The 24,077-nt window shown below is 49.1% G+C and carries 14 protein-coding genes; 8 read left to right on the top strand and 6 right to left on the bottom strand.

Annotated elements, in window-relative coordinates; translation table 11 throughout:
• The first annotated feature begins 166 nt into the window (after positions 1–166).
• From ACN0YR_RS07355 to ACN0YR_RS07335, 5 genes are all read left to right on the top strand, one after another.
• Positions 167–1,570 (top strand): hypothetical protein, encoded by a 1,404-nt coding sequence (locus ACN0YR_RS07355; protein ID WP_417848549.1) that lies wholly within the window; start codon positions 167–169, stop codon positions 1,568–1,570.
• 168 nt (positions 1,571–1,738) lie between these two features.
• Positions 1,739–3,979 carry a TIGR02281 family clan AA aspartic protease gene (locus ACN0YR_RS07350; protein WP_417848548.1) on the top strand — a complete coding sequence of 747 codons (2,241 nt, stop codon included), beginning with the start codon at positions 1,739–1,741 and terminating at the stop codon, positions 3,977–3,979.
• 168 nt (positions 3,980–4,147) lie between these two features.
• A complete protein-coding gene (locus tag ACN0YR_RS07345) occupies positions 4,148–5,521 on the top strand; it encodes a neutral/alkaline non-lysosomal ceramidase N-terminal domain-containing protein (RefSeq protein ID WP_417848547.1) in 1,374 nt (457 codons plus the stop codon).
• A 67-nt stretch (positions 5,522–5,588) separates the two neighbouring features.
• Positions 5,589–6,977: a sulfatase gene (locus tag ACN0YR_RS07340; protein WP_417848546.1), complete on the top strand. Its 1,389-nt coding sequence runs from the start codon at positions 5,589–5,591 to the stop codon at positions 6,975–6,977.
• Between the two features lie 281 nt (positions 6,978–7,258).
• Complete coding sequence (locus ACN0YR_RS07335; protein ID WP_417848545.1) at positions 7,259–8,464, top strand: SpoIIE family protein phosphatase; 1,206 nt, start codon at positions 7,259–7,261, stop codon at positions 8,462–8,464.
• Between the two features lie 151 nt (positions 8,465–8,615).
• Here ACN0YR_RS07335 and ACN0YR_RS07330 read toward each other — a convergent pair whose 3' ends face one another.
• Positions 8,616–10,625: a M20/M25/M40 family metallo-hydrolase gene (locus tag ACN0YR_RS07330; RefSeq protein ID WP_417848544.1), complete on the bottom strand. Its 2,010-nt coding sequence runs from the start codon at positions 10,623–10,625 to the stop codon at positions 8,616–8,618.
• Positions 10,626–10,881: 256 nt separating this feature from the next.
• Here ACN0YR_RS07330 and ACN0YR_RS07325 point away from each other — a divergent pair, with 256 nt between their 5' ends.
• A complete protein-coding gene (locus ACN0YR_RS07325; protein WP_417848543.1) occupies positions 10,882–12,048 on the top strand; it encodes an iron-containing alcohol dehydrogenase in 1,167 nt (388 codons plus the stop codon).
• Entirely contained in the window at positions 12,045–12,971 is a 927-nt protein-coding gene (locus ACN0YR_RS07320) for a 1-phosphofructokinase family hexose kinase (protein WP_417848542.1), read from the top strand. The genes ACN0YR_RS07325 and ACN0YR_RS07320 overlap by 4 nt, the downstream gene beginning before the upstream one ends.
• Before the next feature lie 4 nt (positions 12,972–12,975).
• Here ACN0YR_RS07320 and ACN0YR_RS07315 read toward each other — a convergent pair whose 3' ends face one another.
• Positions 12,976–14,511 carry a SpoVR family protein gene (locus ACN0YR_RS07315; protein ID WP_417848541.1) on the bottom strand — a complete coding sequence of 512 codons (1,536 nt, stop codon included), beginning with the start codon at positions 14,509–14,511 and terminating at the stop codon, positions 12,976–12,978.
• A 1,122-nt stretch (positions 14,512–15,633) separates the two neighbouring features.
• Between ACN0YR_RS07315 and ACN0YR_RS07310 the strand changes: the two genes are divergently transcribed.
• Positions 15,634–16,464, top strand: a complete 831-nt coding sequence (locus ACN0YR_RS07310; RefSeq protein ID WP_417848540.1) for a hypothetical protein — start codon at positions 15,634–15,636, stop codon at positions 16,462–16,464.
• Between the two features lie 11 nt (positions 16,465–16,475).
• Here ACN0YR_RS07310 and ACN0YR_RS07305 read toward each other — a convergent pair whose 3' ends face one another.
• The 4 genes from ACN0YR_RS07305 to ACN0YR_RS07290 all read right to left on the bottom strand — a co-directional run bounded on the left by ACN0YR_RS07305 (position 16,476) and on the right by ACN0YR_RS07290 (position 23,994).
• Positions 16,476–17,462 (bottom strand): HAD family hydrolase, encoded by a 987-nt coding sequence (locus ACN0YR_RS07305; RefSeq protein ID WP_417848539.1) that lies wholly within the window; start codon positions 17,460–17,462, stop codon positions 16,476–16,478.
• Positions 17,463–17,751: 289 nt separating this feature from the next.
• A complete protein-coding gene (locus ACN0YR_RS07300) occupies positions 17,752–19,332 on the bottom strand; it encodes an arylsulfatase (RefSeq protein WP_417848538.1) in 1,581 nt (526 codons plus the stop codon).
• A gap of 259 nt (positions 19,333–19,591) precedes the next feature.
• On the bottom strand, positions 19,592–21,055 hold the full coding sequence (locus tag ACN0YR_RS07295) for a DUF1501 domain-containing protein (protein ID WP_417848537.1): 1,464 nt from the start codon (positions 21,053–21,055) through the stop codon (positions 19,592–19,594).
• Between the two features lie 38 nt (positions 21,056–21,093).
• Positions 21,094–23,994 carry a DUF1549 domain-containing protein gene (locus tag ACN0YR_RS07290; RefSeq protein WP_417848536.1) on the bottom strand — a complete coding sequence of 967 codons (2,901 nt, stop codon included), beginning with the start codon at positions 23,992–23,994 and terminating at the stop codon, positions 21,094–21,096.
• Positions 23,995–24,077: the final 83 nt, after the last annotated feature.

The following is a 24,077-nucleotide window of genomic DNA, read 5'->3' as shown; positions in this document are numbered from 1 at the left end:
TCCTGAGACAAGAAGAGATTGTCAGTCCAAATGATGGCCGTGTCAATTGAAATACGTGAGTCACAAAATATTTCGGGGTTGAATCTGACTCAAATCCGGGTAGAGTCAGATTTCAAATCGAGGGAGCGAACACCAATCTCTCTTAACAATCATCACGGAGGGGCGAATGAATTGTTTTCTTAAGAGTACTCGGAGTCTGATCTGCTTTGCGATCCTGTCAGCCACGCTATTCAATACCGGATCATTTCTGAAAGCAGAAGAGAAGGCTGCACGAAAGCGGGGCCGCCTGAAATCTCAGAACGTCACAAAGGACGTCGAAGCGGCACTCGCACAGCCATGCAAACTCGAATTCAAAGAACAACGAGTGACTCTTGGCGCATTCATCGATCAAATCGCAAAAACGCATGGTCTTCAAGTCCGTGTCGACAAAAATCTTGCCAGTCTCATGGCGGTGGGACGTGAATCGATGCTTGTTGCCGAAGGAGAAATTCCGGGCAAGTCTCATGCGAATGCTGGTTCGCAGGCCGGAATGAAGATCCCATTTGCAGTTCAGTTAGCCCCAACCTCTACAGCTGTCACACTGACGCAGAGTGAAGGAGGATACACGCCTGTGACTTCATATCCTCAAGCTCCACAGGCTGTCAGCCCGAACGTATATCAAGAAGCCAATCCACCTCAACCGGTGTCAGGCGTTCCGACCTATGCCGGTGATGCGCAATACCTCGTCCCGGAAAATGGTACTCCTCAAGCTCCGCAATATCAGGCAAATAAACCTGTTGCAGAACCTGCGGTGGAAACAGATCAAGCAGAAGCAGCAGTTACTGAAGTGCAAGCGATCAAGAAACAACTGCAGCTCAACAGCCGAGTCATCGAGATGTTTCTGGAGACAGAAATCTCCACGGTTGGCTTGAATCAAACGAATGCTTCGCTGGAGTCAGTCTTGTTACATGCACTCGATCATGTCACGACGATTTTTGATGTCGCGAACGTCAAAGAAGAGATGGGTCTCCCAGTTGCTCCAACACACGCCTACGATCTGACATTGCTGCACGAAAAAGACCATGTGCTCATCACAACAGTGTTGGTTGCCAATCTTCGAAAGACGACGAAAGTCTATCCTGTCGCGAAGCTGGACGGGATTGATGCCGAAGCATTACGCGATGTGATCACAAACTCGGTCCGCCCCTGGAGTTGGCGCAGCAAGATCAACAACCTTGTCGATCAAGTCTCAGCTGATTGGCCCGAAAGTATCGAGATCCCAAACATCAGCATTGATCTTGCAGGAGTGAAAACAGGCGAAAGCGCCGATGGAAAATCGAAAGAGCCATCAACAGAAGTTGACCTCGCTGGCCTGAAAACGATGGGGCAACTCCTCTCCAGTGGAACAGTCGCTGCCATTCACACCATGATCTCGGGAACTGAAATGCTCCACTATGCCGATCCCCCGACCGCCGATATCGAAGTCCTTCCGGGGCTGTTGGTCGTCACTCAATCACAAGGAGCTCATCGAGAAATTAGAGATCTTCTTGAACAACTCGCAGATGCGACGTCTTCGCAAAGTGATGAATAATTTCGTCGCTGAGTTCTCGCCGGACACCTAAGATGTCCGGCGAAGTTTGCGCTGAAACCCCGCTCTCTTGCTTGCTTCGGGGGAAGTCATGCTTTATTTTTGGAGTGGCAACATCAGCCAACCTTGATGTCAAGGGCCTTTCGCTTGGGCAGCTTCCCGGAGACAAGTATGTCGATGCATCGATTCACACTCACGCTTCTCTTTTCATCGCTGCTGATCTCAGCTCTCAGCAATTCTGCATTAGCAGCAAGCGACGTTGAAGCCCAACTGAAAGAGAAGGGGGTTCGCATCAGTTCATCGGCCGCAATCCTCGCTGCGGAAATCGATTTCAACCGTCAGATTCGCGATGTTTCTAAGATCCGCCGAAATGTGGTCACCGCTGAAAGAAAGCGGGAGGATTTCAAGAAATCTTTCGGCCGGTTGGATACTCAGATTACAAACTACAACCGGCAACTTACTCAGCTGAACACGCAACTCGCAAACGTCAGCGATGTGGTCACCAACAATCGACTGGTCGGAGCGATTAACGCACTGGAAGGCCGACTACGTTTGGCTTACCAGCAGAAGGAACGCTTGGAAAAACTCGAAGTCGAAGTTCATGCTGAAGTCAGCAAAGCTCGTGATGGTTTTGTAAATCACATCATGGAGATGCGGAAGTTAGCGGACTCTCTTGATGCTCAGTACAGGAACGTTGACCGGGTCGTGGCGAGTCTCGTTCGTAAATACAATGAAGCAGAAGGAACGAATGTTGAGCTGGCTCCGACGTCCGGCTTTCAGTCAAATTTGAGAAAGCTGGCGAGCCTCGAAGATGATGTGCTGACCGCCGAGGTTCCACTTAGACGAGATCGTAACACTTTTTGGGCTTCCGTAACGATCAACGAAGACAAAGCCATTGAAATGGTTGTCGATTCGGGAGCCAGCCTTATCGCGTTGCCACACAAAGATGCTCTTGCTTTGGGGTTGGAACCGAAAAAGAGCGATCCTGAAATTCGTCTGGTTGTTGCCGATGGTCGAACGATTACCGGTCGCAAGGTGAACATAAAAACGGTGCGGATCGGTCAGTTCATCGCAAAGGATGTTGAGTGTGCCGTCCTCGGTCCCGAAGCAGTCAACGCTGAGCCATTGCTAGGAATGAGTTTCCTGGGCAACTTCAAATTCGAACTCGACGCCGGAAAATCGACTCTGGCGATGACCGACTTCAATGCATCTTCGAATCCCCGAACTCGCTCAACAACGCCAACGGTTCCAAAAAGCCGCGAACGACAGATCTTTCCAGGTGAGGAATTGACACAACTGATAGACATGAAGTTCAGGTCACTCAAAGTCAATGGCGAATTTATTGAAGATGGCGATGACTTGCTCACGAAAGACAATGAATCGACAGCGATTCAGCTGAGTGATGTTGTTTCTGATTTTGACCTGCAGATGGACGGTGGATTTGCAGTCAAAGGGACGATGTACTTCATGATCGGCTGGGACCCAGACACTCAATCGGGAATATATTTAGCTTATGATCGACTTGTGAACTTTGGGCACTGGTGGCTGCAGGAGTACGAAAACGGAGAAGTATTATCAGCTCACAAATTGCTCGCAGACAGGCGAATTGAAAAAGGCCACTTGCAAATTGCCGTCCAAAATGGATTGCTCTCAGTGAACTTCAACGACTCTCCCATCGTGAAAGATCACCAACTCGACAGATACCGACCGGGTAACATCATTTTTGGAACAAGACCAAACCGTTATGCAGGGAAAGTCCTTCGGCTCTCAAAAATCACAATTCAAGAGACTCCGGCCGAGCGAACAACGGACGAGTCGACACCAGGCCCCGAAGCGACGTCTTACGATCAAGCGAAACGACAAACGCTCTTTCCCGGAAAACCTGTGACAGCACCAAAGGTCTTTCCAACTATAGGCACGACGAGCAAAGGGGAACCAGTCATTGCAACGCATGCATTGGAGATTGATGGGACTCAAATGAAATCGACTCCCAAGCAAGTCAACGCTTTTGAGATCGTGAATCACGCAGAAAATTTTGAACTGACTCTCAGTGGTAACTTTGCTGAAAAGGGAATTTTCTACTGTCTAGTCGGTTGGAATCAGGAAACCTCAGCCGGGTATCGAATTGATCAGGATCAGCTAGTCAAAAATGATGCGTGGCGCGTGCTTGAAATGAAAGATGGCAAAACACTTACGAGAACCGGAATCGGTAGTCACCGGCTGGGCAGCAAGAATGAAATCACAATCCGGGTGCTCAATAAAGTCCTTTCACTTGAAATGAACGGCAAGTTCTTCACTCAGAAATTTATTCTGGAGAACTACACTCCTGGCAGCATTTTCATCGGTACGGCTCCTGCACGTTACGGTGGTCGAACAATCAAACTCGATTCAATTACACTTCGGGAACTCTAAGAACATCGAACACGGCTTCGTGAAACATTTTGCTTCGTTGTGATTTCGAAGCTTCGTTTAAGTTTGTTAGAGTGGATCAGTCAGAAGGTTCCCGTTTTCCCTCCAATTTCCCCCATTCATTTGCCTGCTCACTGTCCTGTTGAGAGGCTTAAACCAACAAGGGTACTCATGTCGTTCAGTTTTCGCTCTCTCTCCCTGATCTGCTTTGCGTTCATGTTGAGCGTCTCCCCAGCCACTGCGAGTTGGAAAGGTGGTGTCGCAAAGTCCAATATCACTCCGCAGCAGCCGATGCCAATGTCGGGATACGCTTCGCGTGGAACAAAACATGCGGAGAGTAAACTGACTGATCTCTGGGCCAAAGCCATGCTGATCGAAGATGAATCGGGACATCAGGCTGTCCTCATCACGCTTGATCTCGTCGGGATTGATCGGGAACTCTCCCAGAAAATTTGCAAAGAGATCGGTGCGAAGCACAAACTGAAACGTGATCAGATTTCGCTCGCGACGTCGCACACTCATACCGGACCAGTAGTGGGATCGACGTTAAGCCCGATGCACTATTTGCTGTTCGACAAAGAGAATCAACAACTGGTTGACGACTACGCGAAATTTCTGACAGCCCAAATTCTAAAAACTGTTGATCAGGCATTTGCAGATCGTTCAGAAGCAAGTTTTTCATGGGGGAGTGGAGAAGCCACATTTGCAGTCAATCGTCGGAACAACAAAGAACCCGATGTTCCCAACTTACGAAAAGCGGGTGAACTGAAAGGGCCAAGCGACCACGATGTTCCGGTTCTGGTCATGAAGAAGAAAGACGAAATTCGCGGGATCGTTTTTGGATACGCCTGTCACTCAACTACGATCAGCTCTTTAGAATGGTCTGGAGATTACGGCGGAATCGCGCAAATCAATCTCGAAAAAGAATTTCCAGGAGCTGTTGCCTTATTCTGGGCAGGTTGTGGTGGGGATCAAAACCCATTGCCACGGCGAACGGTCGAATTGATGAACTCATACGGTCGACGACTCGCCGACGCAGTCACCAAAGTGGTCAACAGTCCGATGCACGAGATCCGGGGAGGACTGAAAACAAAGTACGAAGAAGTCGATCTTGCTCTGGCGATGTTGCCAACCAAAGAGGAATTGGTCGACCAGTCCAAGTCAGCGAACAAGTACATCGCATCACGTGCGAAGATGCATCTGGACCGTCTCGCGAACGGACAAAAGATGAGCCAAACTTATCCGTACCCCGTTCAAGTCTGGTCAGTTGGGAATGATGTAACCTGGGTTTTCCAGGGAGGCGAAGTCGTTGTTGACTATGCAATTCGAATCAAAGATGAACATGGAAACCAAAAGCTGGACAATACCAATGTTTGGGTCGCTGGATACTCCAACGATGTGATGGCATACATTCCGTCTCGGCGTGTCCTGCTCGAAGGGGGATACGAAGGAGGCGGTTCGATGATTTACTATGGACTGCCTACGATCTGGGCTCCGGAAGTTGAAGAAACGATCATCAAATCTGTCGAAAAATTAAATCAGTAACACCACCCCTTCATCCCGGATCAATTTTAGATCCGGGATGTTTTTCTTGAATGCATAGAGCATCTGTATGTCGCTGACTTCCAAATCTGTATGCGGACTACTATTTCTGCTCGCACTCGGGCAGCTCTCTCGCCTCTCCGCAACTGAGAAGCCGAACTTCGTGTTCATCATCGCGGACGATTGTACCTTTCGTGATATTGGCTGTTACGGAGGACAAGCCAAAACGCCAAACATCGACCGGTTAGCGACTGAGGGAATGCGGTTCACCCATTGCTTTCAAACTGCACCAATGTGCTCCCCTACGCGACACAACATCTACACCGGGCAATACCCCGTAAAAACCGGAGCCCATCCAAATCACACGCAAACATATCGACACATTAAAAACATCACCGATTATCTTCCTCCGCTGGGGTATCGTGTTGCGCTGTCTGGAAAAACACATATCGGCCCTCGAGAGAATTTCAAATTTGAATACAGCAAAGTCAAAAACAATCCGGACATGAGGGCCGTTGAAGAACTCTTCTCCGAATGTTCCAAAACAGAAACGCCATTTTGCTTGTTTGCCTGCTCGAATGAACCCCACACACCTTGGAACAAAGGAGACGCTTCGGTTTACCCTCCGAGTAAAGTGAAGCTTCCTCCATACCTGCCAGACACTGAAATCATGCGGGACGGGTTTAGTCGGTACCTTGCTGAAATCAGTTATTTCGACAGCCAGGTCGGACAGATTTTAGATCTTCTGGAGCAACACCGACTTTCCGAGAACACGCTGGTCATGGTTGTTTCTGAACAAGGAAACTCATTGCCGTTTGCGAAGTGGACCTGCTACGACAATGGATTGCAGTCTGCAATGATTGTTCGCTGGCCGGGGAAAGTGAAACCAAATTCCACGACTTCGGCAATGGTTGACTATAGCGACATCACTCCGACCTTCGTTGAAGCAGCAAATGGAAAGCCCGCAAATGAACTCGATGGGAAGAGCATTTTACCGGTCCTGACTGGCGAGACCAATCATCACAAAGATTTGGTCTACGGAGTGATGACAACCAAAGGGATCAATAACGGGACCGACTTCTATCCCATCCGCTCGATCCGCTCGCGAAAATTCAAACTCATCCTGAACCTCAATCACGAAGCAGAGTTTCAAAATGCCTGCACGAGTTCAGCCGAGTTCCAATCAATGGTCCAAGCTGCCGAGAATGGAAATGATCATGCTAAGCTGATGGTGGCCCGGTACCAACATCGGCCAGAAACTGAATTTTATGATGTCGTTCAAGATCCACTCGAAATGAACAATCTGGCCAGTGACGAGGCTCACAAAGAAGAAATCGCTGAACTTAAAATGAAACTCATCACCTGGATGAAATCTCAAGGCGACGAAGGAATCGCAACCGAAATGGCGGCAAATGAACATCTCCAGGAGAGAAAGAAACGCAACCAGAAGTCAAAATAATTTTGGACGATTCACAACCGGCAGCTACCTCATTGCCGAGAACTCATCTGCCTCAATACCCTCTCTTTGAAGCGGTCGGTACCGCAATCTCGCAAGCCCCTGAGGGCAGGGCATGCCCATTTTCGAATCAGCAATTCGAACTTCTTGAAAATTGAGACTTTCTTTAACGCCACTTATTCGTAAGATAAAGAGGGAAGAGTCTCCGTGGTCAGAGTGACGGATGCGTTGAAACTGTACACTTGAGTACATGTCGCATTCATAGAAATAAGGGCGACACGGAAATGATGGAAGTCGAGAGTCCTCAGGAACTGGACGCCGAGATACTGAAATACCATGTCTTACTCGTTGAAGACAACGACATGGACGTGGCCGTCGTAAGGCGGAGCTTTCAAAAAGATGAAACAAGCCCGATCAATGGTTCGATTGAACTCTCGGTCGCCGGTTGCTTAAGAGAAGCTATAGAACTCTTAGCCAAAAATTCTTACGATGCCATCCTTCTCGACCTGGGACTCCCCGAAGGAGTCGGAATTGAGATTCTCCACAAAGTCACCGCACTCAATCTTCATGTCCCAATTATCATCTTGACTGGAAATGAAGATAAGGAATTAGGCTTCGAAGCCTTGCGTTCAGGAGCGGATGACTACTTGAGAAAGTCCGCAATCTCAGAGGAAACCCTCCCACGCTCAGTCCGCTACTCAATCGAGCGCAGCCAACGCTTGCGAGCCGAACGTAAATGGCAACAGGCCCACATTGAAATTCTGGCCGCAGAGACCATTCAGCAGCGACTTCTTCCTCAATCATTTCCACAAATTCGTGGGATTGAAATCTCTGGCGCATGTTTACCAGCAGAAAAAGTAGGGGGAGACCTGTTCGATTTTCTGACATCCGACGAAAGTTCCTGTACCGGAGTGATCGCAGACGTCAGTGGCCACGGGTTACCGGCCGCCATTTTGATGACCGAATTACACGGTCTTTTACATGGATTGGTAGAACAGAAAATGAGTCTTCCCCGGCTCATGGCAGCGGCGAACTACAGAACTGACCAAGCGACGGAACCGCACCAGTTCATCACAATGCTCTCTTACCACTTTTCGGTCACTCAACGCGCATTCTCATACATTTCGGCGGGACATCCAGGTTGGATCCTGAAATCAAATGGCAAAGTTGTGAAGCTGAAAAGTCAGTACTTGCCGCTGGGGATCAGAATCTCGAAAGAGCAAATGACCCTGAGTACCTCAAAAATTGATGAGGGAGATATCATCCTGCTACCGACAGATGGAATCTTCGAAATGATTGGTGAGGACAGTCATCGCTTCGGAGTCCCCAGGATGATTGAACTCGTTCAGACATTACGGGATTTATCAGCTGATGAAATTGTACAGTCCGTCCTCAACGAAGCGATGAATTTCTCACTGGATAACAAACCGGTCGACGACTGCACACTCGTTGTGATCAAAGTCATCTCGCTGGACCACGAAAGAGTTTGAGTCAATCACAATCTCAAACAACGTTCCGAATATCTCGATCGCCGATTTCGTTCGCAGGAATTCGAGAATTTCCCCCCATGTCGTGCCCGTGAAGACTAACTTCGCGACTTCGTCGCCTGCTCTCCACGGACACTGAAGGATCGAAAGCCCCTTAGTTTTTCGGAGTTCCCAACGTGACCTTGAGTTCAACCTTCTTCGCGTCTCTCTGAACAGTGACGCTGATTTGCTGACCGGGGCGAAAGTCTCGAAGAGCGAGATCAAAGTCATCCAGCCCACCGATTTTACGACCATCCAACTCGACGATGACATCTCCTCCCTTGAGTTTCCCTTTGTCCGCAGGGCTTCCGGGAGAGACACCCGAAATCGCATATCCGTTGGTATTTTCACCGAAGTCGGGAATGCTTCCAAAGTATGGACGGGCTCCTGACCTTGCAAGAGAAGCGGTTCCAGGAATACTGATATAGTCGGGACGGACTTCAGCTTCTGCCGTTTCGAGTACGACTTTCTCCAGAATTTCAATAATTTTCGCCATCCCCTGAACGTTCAGTTTTTCCCAGTCATCCCCCGGACGGTGATAATCTTCATGAATTCCAGTGAAGAAATGAAGCACCGGAATCTTCTTCCCATAAAAGGCTGCGTGATCACTCGGCCCGAACCCTTCGGTCTTTTTGATCAGCTCAATGCCAGTACCGTCGGTGGCCTGGTCGAGCAGAGCGTCCCAAACCTTTGAGGTCCCGGTCCCGAAGATTGTCAACTTGTTCTCATCCAATCGTCCGATCATATCCATATTGAACATGGCGACAGTTTTCTCCAACGGAAAGATCGGATTGTCTACGTACTCATTTGCTCCCAGTAGCCCCCGTTCTTCACCGTTGAAAGCGATAAACACGACACGTCGCGGAAGAGGATCTTTGCGTGCACCGAGTCGTCGCGCGATTTCCATTAAGCCCGCCGTTCCAGAAGCATTATCATCGGCTCCGTTATGAATCTCTGTGGAATTAGCTGCAAGAGATCCGGCTCCACCGCGACCGAGATGGTCGAAATGTGCCCCAATGACAATCGTTTCATCACTGTGCGGTCCCTGACCTTCAAGGACTCCGATCACATTTTTGACTGGGACACGAATAATCTTAAGCGTCGCTTGCCCCGAAGCTTGCCAACCCTCAAGAGGACGGCTGAAAGGTTTGCCAGTCTCATCGATCTGAGCTTCAATTTCGCTGAGAGTTTTCCCTAATGCAGGTTTCAGAATTTCGTTGCAAACATCTTGTGAAATATGAAATGTTGCTGGTGATTTTCCAGAGCGAGTCCCACCATAGCCAAACTCCATCAGTTTGTCAGCGACATGCTTTGCGAGAATTTCCTTGACCTGGCTGAGGTGTGTTCGTGCAGTTTCGAGTTCAGATTTGTCCCCGTTTTCTTTTTCTAATTTTGACACCTGCGCAGCGGCCTTTTCGACTTGCTCTTCTAGCTGCTCCTTCTCTGTGTTCACGGTATAAGGATCGTTGACGAAGATGACACCTTTGGCCCCATTGCTGAACGCTCTACTCAGCTTAGTCGTGAGACCTGCATGTCGAGAAATTCCGTGCCCGACTGCAAACGGACCGTGAGGATCGCTCTGCTTCGGGTTTCTTCGCATGACGATCACAATTTTGTCTTTGACATCAATTGAGTCGTACTCGTCGTATTCGAGATCTGTAGCAACGATTCCGTACCCAGCGAAGACGAGTTCTCCTTCAATCTTACCAGAGCCTCCAAACGAGCAGACTTCAAAGTTTTTCCCCATCTCCAGGGTGAATGTTTTTCCACCCGGACCAGTCAACGTCAATGAGTTTGGAGTCCCAAGTTCAGCGCCATCAACGATTTCGAATTCCTGGAACGGGTCACCCCCAGCAGCTGAGACATCCAATCCGGCATCCCGGAACGATTCCGCAATAAACTTCGCAGCTTTCTTAAGTCCCTCGGTTCCTACCCCGCGGCCTTCCCATTCATCAGAAGCAAGTTTCTTAACATCATCAAGAAGCCGACGTTCAGCCTCGCTTGTCTCTTTTGCAGCGAGCTTGCTTGCATCTTCTGCGTAAAGACTATTGATGGCAAAATGGCCGGAGAAAATTACCAGCGAAAAGAACGGAACCAAGAGAATTCGCTGGAGAAAATTCGACATCATTGAGTTCATGTGATTAGAGCATCTTTCGAATTGGTGTACAGGATCTGCCTCGTGAGGAACAGCACTTTTATTGATCAAGCGTGTTCTTCACGGGCACACGTTAGAGCAAACTGCCCTGGTATTCCAAAGTTGGATCGTATTTTTCAGTCCAAATGTTGTTGTCGATTCTATACGCGTTGAATCCGAAAGGGTATGTTGAGTTGATCTTCTGACCTGACGAATTCCCACATTGCTCCTAACCCTCTGTTTTAGAATGCAATTTGAACTCCTTTTGCCCAATCACGTCACCTTCGGATGGGGAAAGCGAACGCAACTTGGCACGTTGGCAACTGGCTTGGGCCAACGAGCGGTAATTGTCAGCGGTTCTCGAACGTTGCGACGAAGCGTTCTCTGGGAAGAGCTGATCAATTCACTTGCTCATGCCAAAATCGACGTTGCCTGCGAGTTCGAAGCTCGACGCGAGCCGACGATTGCAGATGTCGATTCCGCCACGCAAGAAATTCTCGCCTGTCAAAAAAAGCCAGACCTTGTCATTGGAATTGGCGGTGGTGCAGCGCTTGACCTTGCGAAGGCAATCGCAGCCATGGCGACGAATCAGCATGGATCGAGCGTGCGAGATTTCCTTGAAGGTGTCGGAACCGGTTTACAAATCGAAAATCCGCCATTACCAATGATTGCCGTCCCAACAACCGCAGGAACGGGGAGTGAGGCGACCAAGAACGCGGTCGTCTCCGTTGATGCTCCGCCCTGCAAAAAAAGCTTACGATCTGAGAAAATGGTTCCCGATATCATTTTAATCGATCCAGAGCTGACCAGTTCCAACCCTCCAGAAATCACGGCGGCATCGGGAATGGATGCAATCACGCAGCTCATCGAAAGTTATCTCAGCAATCGTGCGACATCACTGACTCAGGCTCTTTGTCTGGAAGGCTTGAAGCTGGCAATTCCAAATCTTCCCAGAGCCTTTGAAGACGGGATGAATCAGGAAGCACGATCCGCCATGTCGTATGCGGCGTTCCTCTCTGGAGTCGCACTTGCAAATTCCGGATTAGGGATGGCGCACGGAGTGGCAGCGGCGCTTGGGGCACAATGTGACATCTCGCACGGTCTGGCATGTGCAACACTCTTACCGATTGCATTGAAAACAAATCAGACTGCGTCAAGAAAACAACAGGCTGTACTGGGGAAACTCTTCGCAAAGGATCCACATCTTTCAAAAGCGGCTGCGATTGAAGCTTCAATCACAGCCATCGAAGAATTGTGTGATCAATTGAGAATCCCGCGAAAATTGCGAGACCTGGGTGTCAAAGAAAACCAACTCGAAGACATTGCAAACGGCTCTCGTGGCAACAGTATGAATGGCAATCCACGAGAACTCTCGACTGACGAACTCTACTCGATACTCAAGGAGAACTGGTGATTTTTTCAGCTGGGCTTTCACCTGTTTGGCAGCAAATTCTGGAGTTTGACTCACTACAAGTCGGTGAAGTCAATCGCGCGCGTTCCGCACATTGGTGCGCTTCGGGAAAGGTGCTCAACGTCGCAATCGCTGCAAAAGGTCTGGGTGAGAAAACATCACTCCTTTCAATGATTGGAGGTCTCAACGGAGAGGCGATTGCAGCCGAACTGGCGGCTCAAGAGATCTTGACTGACTGGCTCCATGTCGAGACGCCGACGCGAGTCTGTACGACGATTCTTGATCAGTCAGGTGTCACAACTGAACTCGTTGAAAACGTGAGTGATGTTGAAAATGCGGTGCTTGATGAATTCGTTGATCGATTCCGGATTCATTCGCAAGTGGCAGAAGTGACAGTCCTCACCGGCTCGATCCCTGCCAATGCTCCCGAAGATTACTATGCAAGACTCATTCGCAATGTCCCTTCCCGGTTCTTACTCGACATCCGTGGCGATGGACTCTTACAGACCCTTCCGTTTTGTCCATTTCTAATTAAGCCGAATCGCGAAGAACTCGAAGCGACCGTCCAGTCCTCACTTCCTGATGAAGCATCAGTCGTGCAGGCGATGCAATCACTGAACAGAATGGGTGCCCAATGGGTCGTTGTCAGCAATGGACCTGAATCAACTTTAGTGACAAGTTTGGACGGAACGTGGAGACTTCAACCTCCGCAAGTTGACCTCGTCAATCCCATCGGATGTGGTGACAGCCTGGCCGCAGGGATCGCTGTTGGAGTTTCCCGCGGTGATGAAGTTCTCGACGCTGTGCGACTCGGAATGGGAGCAGCTGCTCAAAACGCTCAAAGCCTCTTTCCGGCGCGTGTAACTCTTGAAGTGACTGAGGAATTCGCACAGAAGGTCCAGATCGAGTCGATAGGCGAATCGTAGCAATCTACTTTTCGATTCGCTTAACGCTATGCGTGTGTCCGTCGTAGGAAATCGTTGAAAGTTCGTCATCGATGACCGATTCCAGATGCACCGGGCGGTTCCAAAGTTGTTGCAGATTCACGAGCGTTGCGTTTGCGTAATCTTGCTTGAGTTCGATTCCCTGATACTCGTGTTTCAAATACAACTCACCACGATTTCGATGGTTTCCATCAATGACGTAGATAAACGGGCGACCGTGATTCGTCAAACTGGTGAGGAGCTGCTTTTTGATTTCGTCAAATTCGCGAGATGCGATTTCATAATCCCCGGAGCGGTCGTTGTAAGCAAACGCAAACATTTTATGGCGTCGACAGAATTCTGCATTGAGAAATGTGTCAATGAAAGTCAGATCGTTGTGAATTTGTCTCACTTCGAAAATCTTGTCGCGACCTAATCCAAGTTCTTTGTCCCAATTTTTCTTTTCGTCCATGTTGTCACAATTCTCCCATTCATCCCCGAACTGCCCTTTGTTCCAGCGTTCTTCAATATCACGAAAGAGTTCGATTCCGATTTTGTAGGGATTCAGTCGTTGAGGCGACATCGCCATCGTCCCCGAATGGTGGTCGGCGTAATCAATGATTTCCGCATCAGTCAGACCGTGACGAGTCATAATGGTCGAATGCCAATAGCTGGCCCAACCTTCGTTCATAATTTTTGTTTGCCCTTGAGGAGCAAAGTAGTACGCTTCGTCCCGGATAATTGCGAGAACATCGTGCTGCCATTGTTCAAGCGGTGCGTGATCCAGAAGAAACTGGAGGACATCCCGTTGAGGTTTTTCTGGAAACGAACTCGTCGCAGCCATGGATTCTTTTTTCTCTTCTGCAAGTCTCTGCTCCCGCTCCAGGACGTCCGGCGGGTTGATAAAAGATTCCATATACTCTTTGGCGCGAAAACGCCCCTTGCCACGTTTCTCCTCATCTGTTGGATCTTTGGATTTCTTCGCGTCCGAACGCTCATGTTTCGGAGTCGCTTTTCGTTGAATGTGCGGTGAGTAGGGATCGATCAAATTGTCGATCGACAAGCAGGCATCAATAAATCGTTCGACCGGTTCGTAGCCGTGGCGATCGATATAGCGGTTGACTCGCGCTGCGTGATTCGCCATCTGATCGAGCATCTTTCGATTCGTCGGCGCGAACCAGGCATTATTTTTGAAGAAGTCACAGTGACCGTAAACGTGTGCAATCACTAACTTCTGGTCACCGATGGCATTCGCAGAGAGCAGGTAGGCGTAGCAGGGATCAGTATTAATGACCATCTCGTAGATTTTTGAGAGGCCGTAAGAATAACTTTTCAAAAGCTCATCATATTCCGCACCGAAACGCCAGTGAGGATAGCGAATGGGAAACCCACCGTAGGCTGCAAACATGCTCAACTCTTCATAGTCGAGCATCTCAAAGATGGTCTCAAAAAAATCGAGACCATACGACGCGGCAATCTCTTCCATGCGATGCTGAATCTCAGCGATTTCAGCTGGGAGTGCACGATGTGTTGTCACAGCCATGTGGAGATCCTTCAATCAGGGAAGTTTAGAACATTTCCAATGCTTCTCTTGTCCGCGAAGTACGATTTCACAAGTCCATACGCTGATGCCACGAGACAGTACTGTTTAGAACTGATCCTGAAAATTTAAATTGCTCTCTTAAACAATGAGAAAAGTGCCCATCCCACAAGTTTTCGGGCTGGTTCTCTACTACTGCCTGTCGCAAGCCTCCGTTCGATGTCCAAGACAAGATCTACCAGCATCACAAAGTTCGATCGTATCATCGTCGCAGCAATCGACGGAATCAGCTTCACGATCCAAAGAACAAAACTCGTTACGGAATTATATGCAGCCGATTCATTTGGGGATAGAGCATCTTTCGAATCGGTTTGCAGGTTCTGCCTCGTGGCGAACAGCATTTTTACAAGAGAAATTGGTTCTTCACGGGCAAACGGTAGAGCAAACTACTCTACAGCGATTTCCTTTAACCATGACAAGTTGAGTACGGTCGCTGATCATCGCGTTTGATGATTTCGCATTTGGTCTAACATCGACGAAAAACGGTCTCACCATCTGCGTGAGCCATTTAGCAACGAATTCGTATTCAAGTAGGGCGCAACCGTTCAAGCTTGGAGTGGCTTTGAGAGATACGTATCATTGTCGTCAATGAATCTGAGCGATGACGCGTCTCAAGCACCGGCATTGAGAGCATCTTTCGAATTGGTTTGCAGGTTCTGCCTCGTGGCGAACAGTATTTTTACTAGAACTGATCCTGAAACTTGAAATTGCACTCTCAAACATTGAGGAAAGCGGCTATTCCAGAAGTTTTCGGACTGGTTCTAAAGAAATGCGTTCTTCACGGGCACACGGTAGAGCAAACTGCTCTAGAAAGCGATGTGCTCATTTTACAACTGAAATGATTTCCAGGATTGGACCGAGCGTATGAAATGCTTTTTGTCTGTTTGTCAGATATTGGTTTGTGGAGTTCTATGTGCCGAGGACCGTTCTGGCTTTGAAGTTCACAAGCTCGACACCGAAGTGAAACAATTCAATGCCTCAGATTCATTGAATGTATTGCTCGACGCTTCGGCGGACGCCAATGATTGCTTGAACGGGTTGAAATGGAAGCCTCAAGAATTTTCAGTGACTGTTCGTGCACCGCAAACGAAACATGGCGACCGACTCGTGCAATTCTCTTCTGCTGTTCCTTCGGGAGATGACCAGAACGACATCGTCTCAATGGAATGGTCGATGGTGAAAGACGAAGGAGGGACCGTTCAGAAAGCTCCGGCGGTTGTTGTTGTCCATGAGTCAGGGAGCAGCATGGAAGTCGGGAGGCTATTTGCGGGCAGCTTGAGGCATTTGGGTTTTCACACCTTTATGATTCAAATGCCGTACTATGGATTACGTCGATCGAATTCCAGGCAACGACATGAAGTCGACCAGGTGACAGCGATGCGGCAAGCTGTCGCCGATGTCCGTAGAGCGCGAGATGCAGTCGCAGTTTTGCCCGAAGTCGATTCAAGAACAATTACTCTGCAGGGGACCAGCCTCGGAGGATTTGTTTCGACCACAGCAGCCAGCCTGGATGGCAAATATGACGGTGTCTTTCTGATGCTCGCTGGCGGCGACCTTTACGACATCGTCCAAAACGGAAAGAAAGATGCAGCCAAGGCCCGCGAGCGTCTTGCTCGACAAGGGCTTACCGGCGAGAAGCTTAAAGCGGTGACAATGTCGGTTGAGCCAACACGGGTTGCACACCGACTGAACCCAAGTCGTGTCTGGTTATATTCTGGCATGTTTGACACGGTGGTCCCTCCAAAGAATGCCGACTTGCTCGCGGCTACCGTTGGGCTGGAGAAATCTCACCATGTCAAAATGCCTGCGAATCATTACTCCGGCGTCGTTTTCCTTCCGATGGTCTTCACGCACATCCAACAGGAAATCAACGCTATTCATGCAGGTTCGAAGTAGGAACTGAGAGATCACTCCGCAGAGAAAACTCGCTTCCAGTCTTTTTTCATGTCAACGACAATCCAATTCCTTTTAGAGGCATCTTCAAGTCCCTTGATCAGCTTCCCGGAACTCTTTGGATCTTTGTCGTAGGCATACTCACGATCAGCATCTGTGTGGTGAACAATTAAGCCTATCGAGGGAACATGACCGATCGTGGTCCACTCCAGCATTTCATAGTCACCATCCGAGTTTCCGAACGCTCCCCTTGGTCTGCGTCCGATATGTCGATGAATGGCGACTGGTTTCCCAGATTTATCATCAACGAAATCGATTTCCGGATCTTTGATCAGCACTGGGCTCCCATCCCGCATCTCGAAGTGCGTCTTCCCAACTGATCCCACAATTTGATTTCGCGGAATCCCGTACGCTTCTTCAGTCCAAACTCGCATAAAATCAACACCACCGCCAGAGACGATCCAAGTTTGAAAACCGTTCGCACGCAAATATGCCAACAGTTCCAGCATCGGTTGATAACCGAGTTCATTATATGGTCGATCAAATCTTGGATGCTTCGCCGTTTTCAACCAGTTCCGAACGCGAGTCTCGAATTCGTCCGTGGTGATCCCAGTATGTGTCATTGCCAGCAACTTGCTGAGGCCAGCCCGTCCACTCTCCTTGAGAGTTTTCACATCCCCTTTTAAGACTGCCTGGACCAACTTATCTTCTTTCCACTCTGGATGAGATGGAGCGAGTCGGCGAATTTCGTCGATCGCGAAAATGAGTTGAAACGGAAGTGGGTTCTCAGGCCAGAGAGTTCCATCATTGTCGAAGACGGCAATTCTTTCTTCAATTGGAATGAAGCTTTCACCCTCCGTAGTGGAGTCCTTGACATACTGAATCAATCGCTGCTTTGGACTCGTCTCATTCCAGGAAGGAAGAGGGTCATCAGCCTGTATGCTTGAGCAAAGAAAGACTGGGATGATTGCTAACAGGAAATTTCGTTGGAAAGAGAACATGGCAAAACCTACTCACTGAGTGAAAAGACAACAGGTAATTTTCCATTAAATTGACGCCTTCGAACTGAGAGCATTTTTAATGCTCGTCGTGCCAGCGAAGGCTGCCTTCATGACTTTACAGACTGCTCGCCACGAGGCAGAACGTAAAGACCAACACAAGGCTTGCTCCACATACTTAGTGGGAATCGCAGACCAACTCGAAAGTCCTATCGAATTGACTCAACGAAAAAAGCACTGCTGCCTCATGTTGAAACAGCATTGCTTATCGTTGCACAAACAGAACAGAAAACTATTTGCCAGTCGTAGCTGACTCAATTTGCTTCTGGACCTTTTCAAGATTGAAGGATCCGGGAGTTTGGCTTGGCGGGTACTCTTGCATAGACATCAAAAACTGTCCGGCAATTCGCTGCATGGGCAGCAGCACAAAGACTCGTGAGAGAAACCAATCGTCGTAAGTGTTGGAGTTATGTTGAGCCTTCTCGAATGGATCACGTCGCAAGTTGAACAGCAGTGGAGTACGCAATTCTACGAAAGGTTCGCGCCAGACCCCAAAAGCAACTCCCCGGTTTTCCAGGAAGACCGCTTTCCAGTCGTCGTACCGAATCGCAACGATCTGCCCATCATCGTTGACGTACATAAATTCACTGCGAGGTGATTTCTCAACCTTCCCGCTCAGGTAGTCGAGCATGTTGTACCCGTCGATGAAATTGCGATATTCGCGATTGTTCAGTTTGACACCTTTCTTCAGTTTCTCTTTGATGTCCGGGGCTCCTCCAGCGGCGGCAAATGTCGGTAGCCAATCTTCGTGAGCAACAATTCCGTTGAGGGTTTTCCCTTTAGGGAAATGCCCCGGCCAACGAATGAACGCCGGGACACGATATGCACCTTCCCAGTTGGAATTTTTCTCGCTTCGGAACGGAGTTGTCCCCGCATCCGGCCAAGTGTTGAAGTGTGGCCCGTTATCCGTTGAGTAATAGACGATCGTGTCATCTGCGATGCCAAGATCATCGATGAGTTTGAGAAGTTCGCCGACGTGCATGTCGTGTTCGACCATTCCGTCGCTATATTCGTCTTGGCCAGAAATTCCACGATGCTCTTCTTTCACGTGTGTCCGAAAATGCATCCGCGTTCCATTCCACCAACAGAAGAATGGTTTTCCCGCATCGTTTTGACGTTTGATGAAGTCTTTCGCGGCGGCGACCGTTTCGTCGTCGATGGTTTCCATGCGTTTCTTTGTCAGAGGTCCAGTATCCTCGACCTTCTGAGTCCCGTCAGCGTTGGCCCAGGAATGAATCACACCACGAGGACCAAACTGCTCCAGAAATGTTTTGCCGTTCGGAAGGACAAAATCACTTGGGTAATCTTCGTTTTCAGGTTCTTCTTCAGCGTTTAAGTGATAAAGATTTCCCAGGAATTCATCGAACCCATGCATGGTCGGTAAATGTTCGTCTCGATCCCCCTGATGATTTTTTCCAAACTGACCAGTTGCATAGCCCTGGCTTTTCATCACCGTGGCAATGGTGACATCGGTTTTCTGCCAGCCTTCTTTTGCTCCGGGGAGTCCGACCTTTGTCATCCCGGTACGGACGGGAACATTCCCGCCAAGAAACGCGGCGCGGCCTGCTGTACAACTTTGCTGCCCGTAATAATCTGTGAAAGAGAGACCTTCACGAGCGATGCGGTCAATGTTCGGAGTTTGATAGCCCATCATCCCACGGTTGTTGTGGCTGATGTTCCAAGTCCCAATGTCATCACCCCAGATGACAAGTACGTTTGGTTTTTTCGACTGTGCATCAGCCGAATTAGCGTGCGAGGCGAGGATGAATGATGCAGCAAAGATTGCAAAACTACAGAAACGAAACGACCTCATTAATGGCTCCTTTTGAATTGGCGGCCCAGACTGAAAAAGAGAACGAATAAGAATTATTCGTCGTGAATGGGGTATTGATTTTCACCGAGATCTCAAGGATGCACAATCGCCTCAAGTGAGATTCTCTTGAGATTCGGTAAAAACTCAGCCAATGATGAGCATTGTGAGATGTGTTAAAAATTCATGAATATCGTCTCTGAACTGTTGTCAGATTAAAATCGAGAAGAACAGAAAACCTCGCGTTGAAGAGGAGACTTGTTTAATCACCTTTCAAAATTCCATGGACGATCTTTCCTGGTTGCCCGTCTAGCAAAGTTTGCTCTTGTCCATTTCTGAGATAAGCCAACTTATTGGGTTCGAGTCCAAACAGATGCAACAACGTGGCATGATAGTCAAAGTGATTGACCGCATTCTCAACAGCTTTGTGACCAAATTCATCGGTCGCACCGTATGTCCCGCCAGCTTTGAATCCACCACCGGCCAGCCACATACTGAAACCGTAAGTGTTATGGTCTCGCCCAACTTTCGCAGCACCGGAATTGTTTTGAATCACAGGAAGACGTCCCATTTCTCCGCCCCAGTGAACTACGGTGGAATCGAGCAATCCCCGTTGTTTGAGATCTTGAACAAGTGCTGCAGATGGCTTGTCTGTTTTCTTGCAGGAAGCGGGCAGGGCAGAGCGGATACTTCCGTGATGATCCCAGTATTGATTCTTTGTATAAAGTTGAACGAAGCGAACACCACGTTCCACTAACCGACGAGCGATCAGACAGCGAGTCCCGAACTCCTCGGTGACTGGGTCATCTAAACCATACAATTTGTGGGTCTCTTTCGTCTCTTTCGTAACATCGAGCGCTTCTTTAGCTGCTGTTTGCATTTTCGCAGCGAGTTCGTAACTGGCGATTCGTGCCTGCAAATCGAGTTCACCCGGATGCTGTTGCAAGTGTTCTTGATTGAGTTCATTCAGAAACGAGAGGTAGTTCTTCTGCGCAAGACCTGACAACTCCTTGCGTGCGTCAAGATTCAAAATTCTTGGTTCACGCGGACGGACGACTGTCCCCTGAAAAAGTGCAGGCAGCCATCCGTTGGACCAGTTATGAACGCCTTCAACTGGAATTCCTTTGGGATCGGTCATTGCCACGAATGCAGGGAGTTCCTGCGAGACACTTCCAAGCCCATATGTGAGCCACGATCCAAGAGACGGCCGCCCTCGTTGAATCCGCCCGGTGTTCATTGCATGAATTGATTGACCGTGGTTGTTCACCCCGGTTTGCATCGAACGGACAACAGTGATGTCATCAACAACTTCTGCAAGACTTGGCAGAAGCTCGGAAAGATCCGTTCCGGATTCTCCGTACTTCTTAAACTTCCAGGGACTCGAAAGGACAATCGGGCTGGCTTGAGCAGCGTTGTCGTATTTAATTTTTCCCGGAAAGTCTTTGCCGTCGTATTTCTCCAATTCCGGCTTTGGATCAAACAGATCCAGATGACTTGGTCCTCCCTGCATAAAGAGAGAGATCATCGCCCGGGCTTGCGGAGGATTAGGGGGCTGCTTCGGCGTGAGATCGAAAGTCGTCGGGGACAATTCTGGCTGCACCGGTGCCGCGCTCACTTCGTCCTGATGCAACAACCAGGCGAGAGCAATGGATTGGAGTCCCATCGCTGAAGAGGCCAGGAAGTGGCGACGTGAGGACGCCAATTGACTGTTTTCGTTTCTAATCATTGCAATATCACTTGAGGCAAATGTAGTGAGATTTCTTCTCAATCAACATACAAGAAGGCATTTGAACTCATTAATGCCTGACAAAAACTTGTGAGTGCGAGATGATCTGGGGTCGCCTTAATCCCGGCGGGAGGATTCTGTTGATAGAACTCTTTTTGCTGGGTGAGATACTCGACTCCGCGCTGAATTTGTTGCTCAGATGGCGGAGTACAGTAGGCTAGTTCCCACGCTTGAGCACATTGTTTTTTGAAGTCGTTTGGAAAACTTTCCTCGACTCGGCTCGCAAATTCTCCAGCAAACTGAGTGGAGAAATCACTATTCATCAACATCAATGCTTGTGGAGTGACGGTCGAAGAACTGCGAACGGTGCAATTCGGCTCCATTTCAGGCATGTCGAATGCAGCGAGGACTCCGAGTGGTCGGCTGCGACGGACCTGGATGTACAGACTGCGACGATATTCTTCACCTTGCAAATCAATGGCAGCCAGCGGCTTTCGTTCACCGTCAAGATTTTCTTTTCCAAGGATGATTTGGCCGACTGCGTCCTCCATTACAGGAACAGGTTCGCCAAACATTTTACGATTCAGCTTTCCACTGACGGCGAGAATGGTGTCCCGCAATGTTTCGGCCTCGAGGCGACGAATCGACATGTGGCTGTACAATTTGTTGTCTGGATCAATTTCGTCAGCAGTTTCAGTTCGTTTGGAAGACTGACGATAAGCAGTCGAGGTGACGAGCATTTTATGGAATGACTTCAACTTCCATCCGCCCGCCATAAACTCACTTGCCATCCAGTCGAGTAACTCTGGATGAGTCGGCCTCGCCCCGAGGAATCCGAAGTCGCCAGGTGTTTCAACAATTCCACGACCAAAATGGTTCAGCCAGAATCGATTGACCAAGACCCGAGCAGTCAGTGGATGTTTTCCATCTGTTAACCGTTTCGCGAAAGCAAGCCGACGTCCCGATGTCGACAGGCTCGAATCATTGACTGGGATCGAGACGAGTCCGTAGTCGTCCAGAATCGAAAGGCCAGCTGGAGCGAGCTTTTCTTTGGGTTGTTCAAAATCGCCACGGAAGAAGAGATGAGTCTCGGGCAGTTGCCCCGCAACTTCCGTTAACGCTCTGACGAATCCTTCCTTCGGTTTCGTGTTTCTTATTTCAGCCGCTTTGTCCTGAAACTCTTTGATGCGATCTGCTTTTTGTGTCGCCCGCAAATCGTCGGCAGCCTTTTTCAGACGTTCGATTTCTGCTGCAGATTCCGGAGCAAATTCCTTAAGATTCGCGAGAGTAACAATCTGCTTTGCATGACTTCCCAACAATGTTTTTTGCTCTGGGGTTCGAGCCGACTCTGCCTTACTCAAAGCCACTCGCACTGCAGTCCGCTCCTCTTCGGGCAATGAAGAAATGGCGATCTCTTGAGCCTGTTCGACAAATTCTTTTTCTTTCTTTTTCCGTTCATTGTCGATCTCAGCGGCATCCACCCGAATCTCGCGGTCATACAAATAAAGTGAGCCGGCACTGATTTTGAGGATTTTTGGAAACTTGTCGAGAAGTTCCTTCTGCTCTGGTGTCCGTTTTGAGGCTGCAGTTTTATAAGCAACGCGTAACGGTTCGCGGACACTCTCTTCCAACTTCAAGAGTTGCGCCTCTAATGTCTGGTCGATGAACTTGGCTGTCAGTGCAACCCGTTCGTCGTCAACAAGTTTTGCTTTCGCTTCGATCTCTGCCGCGAGACGTTTATCTTCGTCGGTATAAAGAGAGATTCTGCGACTTTTCGGTGCTCGCCATTTCTTCCAGTCGAGGGCCGGTTCAAAGATCGCACGCATCGAGTAATAGTCTGTATGGCGAATGGGGTCGTAACGATGACTGTGACATTCCGCGCATCCGACAGTCATCCCCATCAGAGAGCTCGAAACAATCTTCAGCGTTTCTGCCATCACCTGATTACGAGCCAGATTTTGATCAACACCGCCGGCCCCGGTTCCATCTGGAGCCATTCGCAAGAATCCAGTAGCGGTCAGTTTCTCTACGTTTTCCGCCGACATATTCTTGTATGGCCCAGCAATCATTTCATCGCCAGCGAGTTGCTCGCGGATAAATTGATCGAACGGTTTATCATTGTTCATCGACCGGATGACATAGTCACGATATCTCCAGGCTGATTCACGCTCGGTGTCCGCTTCGCTGAATCCCTCAGAGTCAGCATATCCTGCAACGTCGAGCCAATGTCGTCCCCAGCGTTCCCCATAATGAGGAGATGCCAGCAATCGGTCGACTAACCTTTCATACGCATCTGGCCGTTCGTCAGCCAGGAAAATGTCCACCTCTTCCGGAGTCGGAGGAAGGCCGATTAAATCGAACGACAATCGACGAATCAGAGTTCGACGCTCTGCATCCGGAGCAAAGGTCAGTCCGACCTCTTCGAGCTTGGCGAGGATAAAGGCGTCGATCGGATTTCGGACACGCGAAGTCTCTTTGACTGCCGGAGGATCTGGCTTTCCAATCGGTTGAAACGACCAGAAGTTTCGCTCTTCGTAGGTAAAATCATCAGCTGCGAATTCTTCCGGTTCATCACGTGCAGTTTTCGCTCCCGAGGCAATCCAGGAACGAATTGTTTCAATTTCTTTTGCAGAGAGATTCACTTTGCCGGGTGGCATCTCGCCTGACTCGATTCTCTCCAGCAGCAAGCTCCCTTTTGCATCCCCGGGAACAATCGCAGGTCCAGAATCTCCACCGTTGAGGATTAATCTGCGAAGCCTCAAATCAAGCTGGCCTTCGATTTCCTCTTCTTCGCCATGGCAATGAAAGCACTGTGCCTTCAGAATTGGGCGGACATCTGTTTCATAAAGTGGCGCCCCTGCGCCAAATGCCGCAGTAGACAACAAGAAACATGCAGAGACGGTCAAACATGCCGGGATGGGCTTCTTCAAATTCATCATCGGTGGGTGCACGTGAGGCTTTGTTGGTGGGAGCCTCCATTGTCTCAATCCAATCCTATTGATGCAAGTTGAATCCAGAGATG

The organism is Thalassoglobus sp., assembly GCF_048270125.1.
Classification (GTDB): domain Bacteria; phylum Planctomycetota; class Planctomycetia; order Planctomycetales; family Planctomycetaceae; genus Thalassoglobus.
Note: the sequence above shows the minus strand (reverse complement) of the source record. Positions and strands in the feature narration are given on the sequence as shown.

Coding starts and splice junctions, on each gene's coding strand:
- ACN0YR_RS07345 (WP_417848547.1), top strand. CDS start 4,148: ATGTCGTTCAGTTTTCGCTCTCTCTCCCTGATCTGCTTTGCGTTCATG.
- ACN0YR_RS07290 (WP_417848536.1), bottom strand. CDS start 23,994: ATGATGAATTTGAAGAAGCCCATCCCGGCATGTTTGACCGTCTCTGCA.
- ACN0YR_RS07325 (WP_417848543.1), top strand. CDS start 10,882: ATGCAATTTGAACTCCTTTTGCCCAATCACGTCACCTTCGGATGGGGA.
- ACN0YR_RS07300 (WP_417848538.1), bottom strand. CDS start 19,332: ATGAGGTCGTTTCGTTTCTGTAGTTTTGCAATCTTTGCTGCATCATTC.
- ACN0YR_RS07295 (WP_417848537.1), bottom strand. CDS start 21,055: ATGATTAGAAACGAAAACAGTCAATTGGCGTCCTCACGTCGCCACTTC.
- ACN0YR_RS07350 (WP_417848548.1), top strand. CDS start 1,739: ATGTCGATGCATCGATTCACACTCACGCTTCTCTTTTCATCGCTGCTG.
- ACN0YR_RS07355 (WP_417848549.1), top strand. CDS start 167: ATGAATTGTTTTCTTAAGAGTACTCGGAGTCTGATCTGCTTTGCGATC.
- ACN0YR_RS07315 (WP_417848541.1), bottom strand. CDS start 14,511: ATGGCTGTGACAACACATCGTGCACTCCCAGCTGAAATCGCTGAGATT.
- ACN0YR_RS07330 (WP_417848544.1), bottom strand. CDS start 10,625: ATGTCGAATTTTCTCCAGCGAATTCTCTTGGTTCCGTTCTTTTCGCTG.
- ACN0YR_RS07305 (WP_417848539.1), bottom strand. CDS start 17,462: ATGTTCTCTTTCCAACGAAATTTCCTGTTAGCAATCATCCCAGTCTTT.
- ACN0YR_RS07335 (WP_417848545.1), top strand. CDS start 7,259: ATGATGGAAGTCGAGAGTCCTCAGGAACTGGACGCCGAGATACTGAAA.
- ACN0YR_RS07340 (WP_417848546.1), top strand. CDS start 5,589: ATGTCGCTGACTTCCAAATCTGTATGCGGACTACTATTTCTGCTCGCA.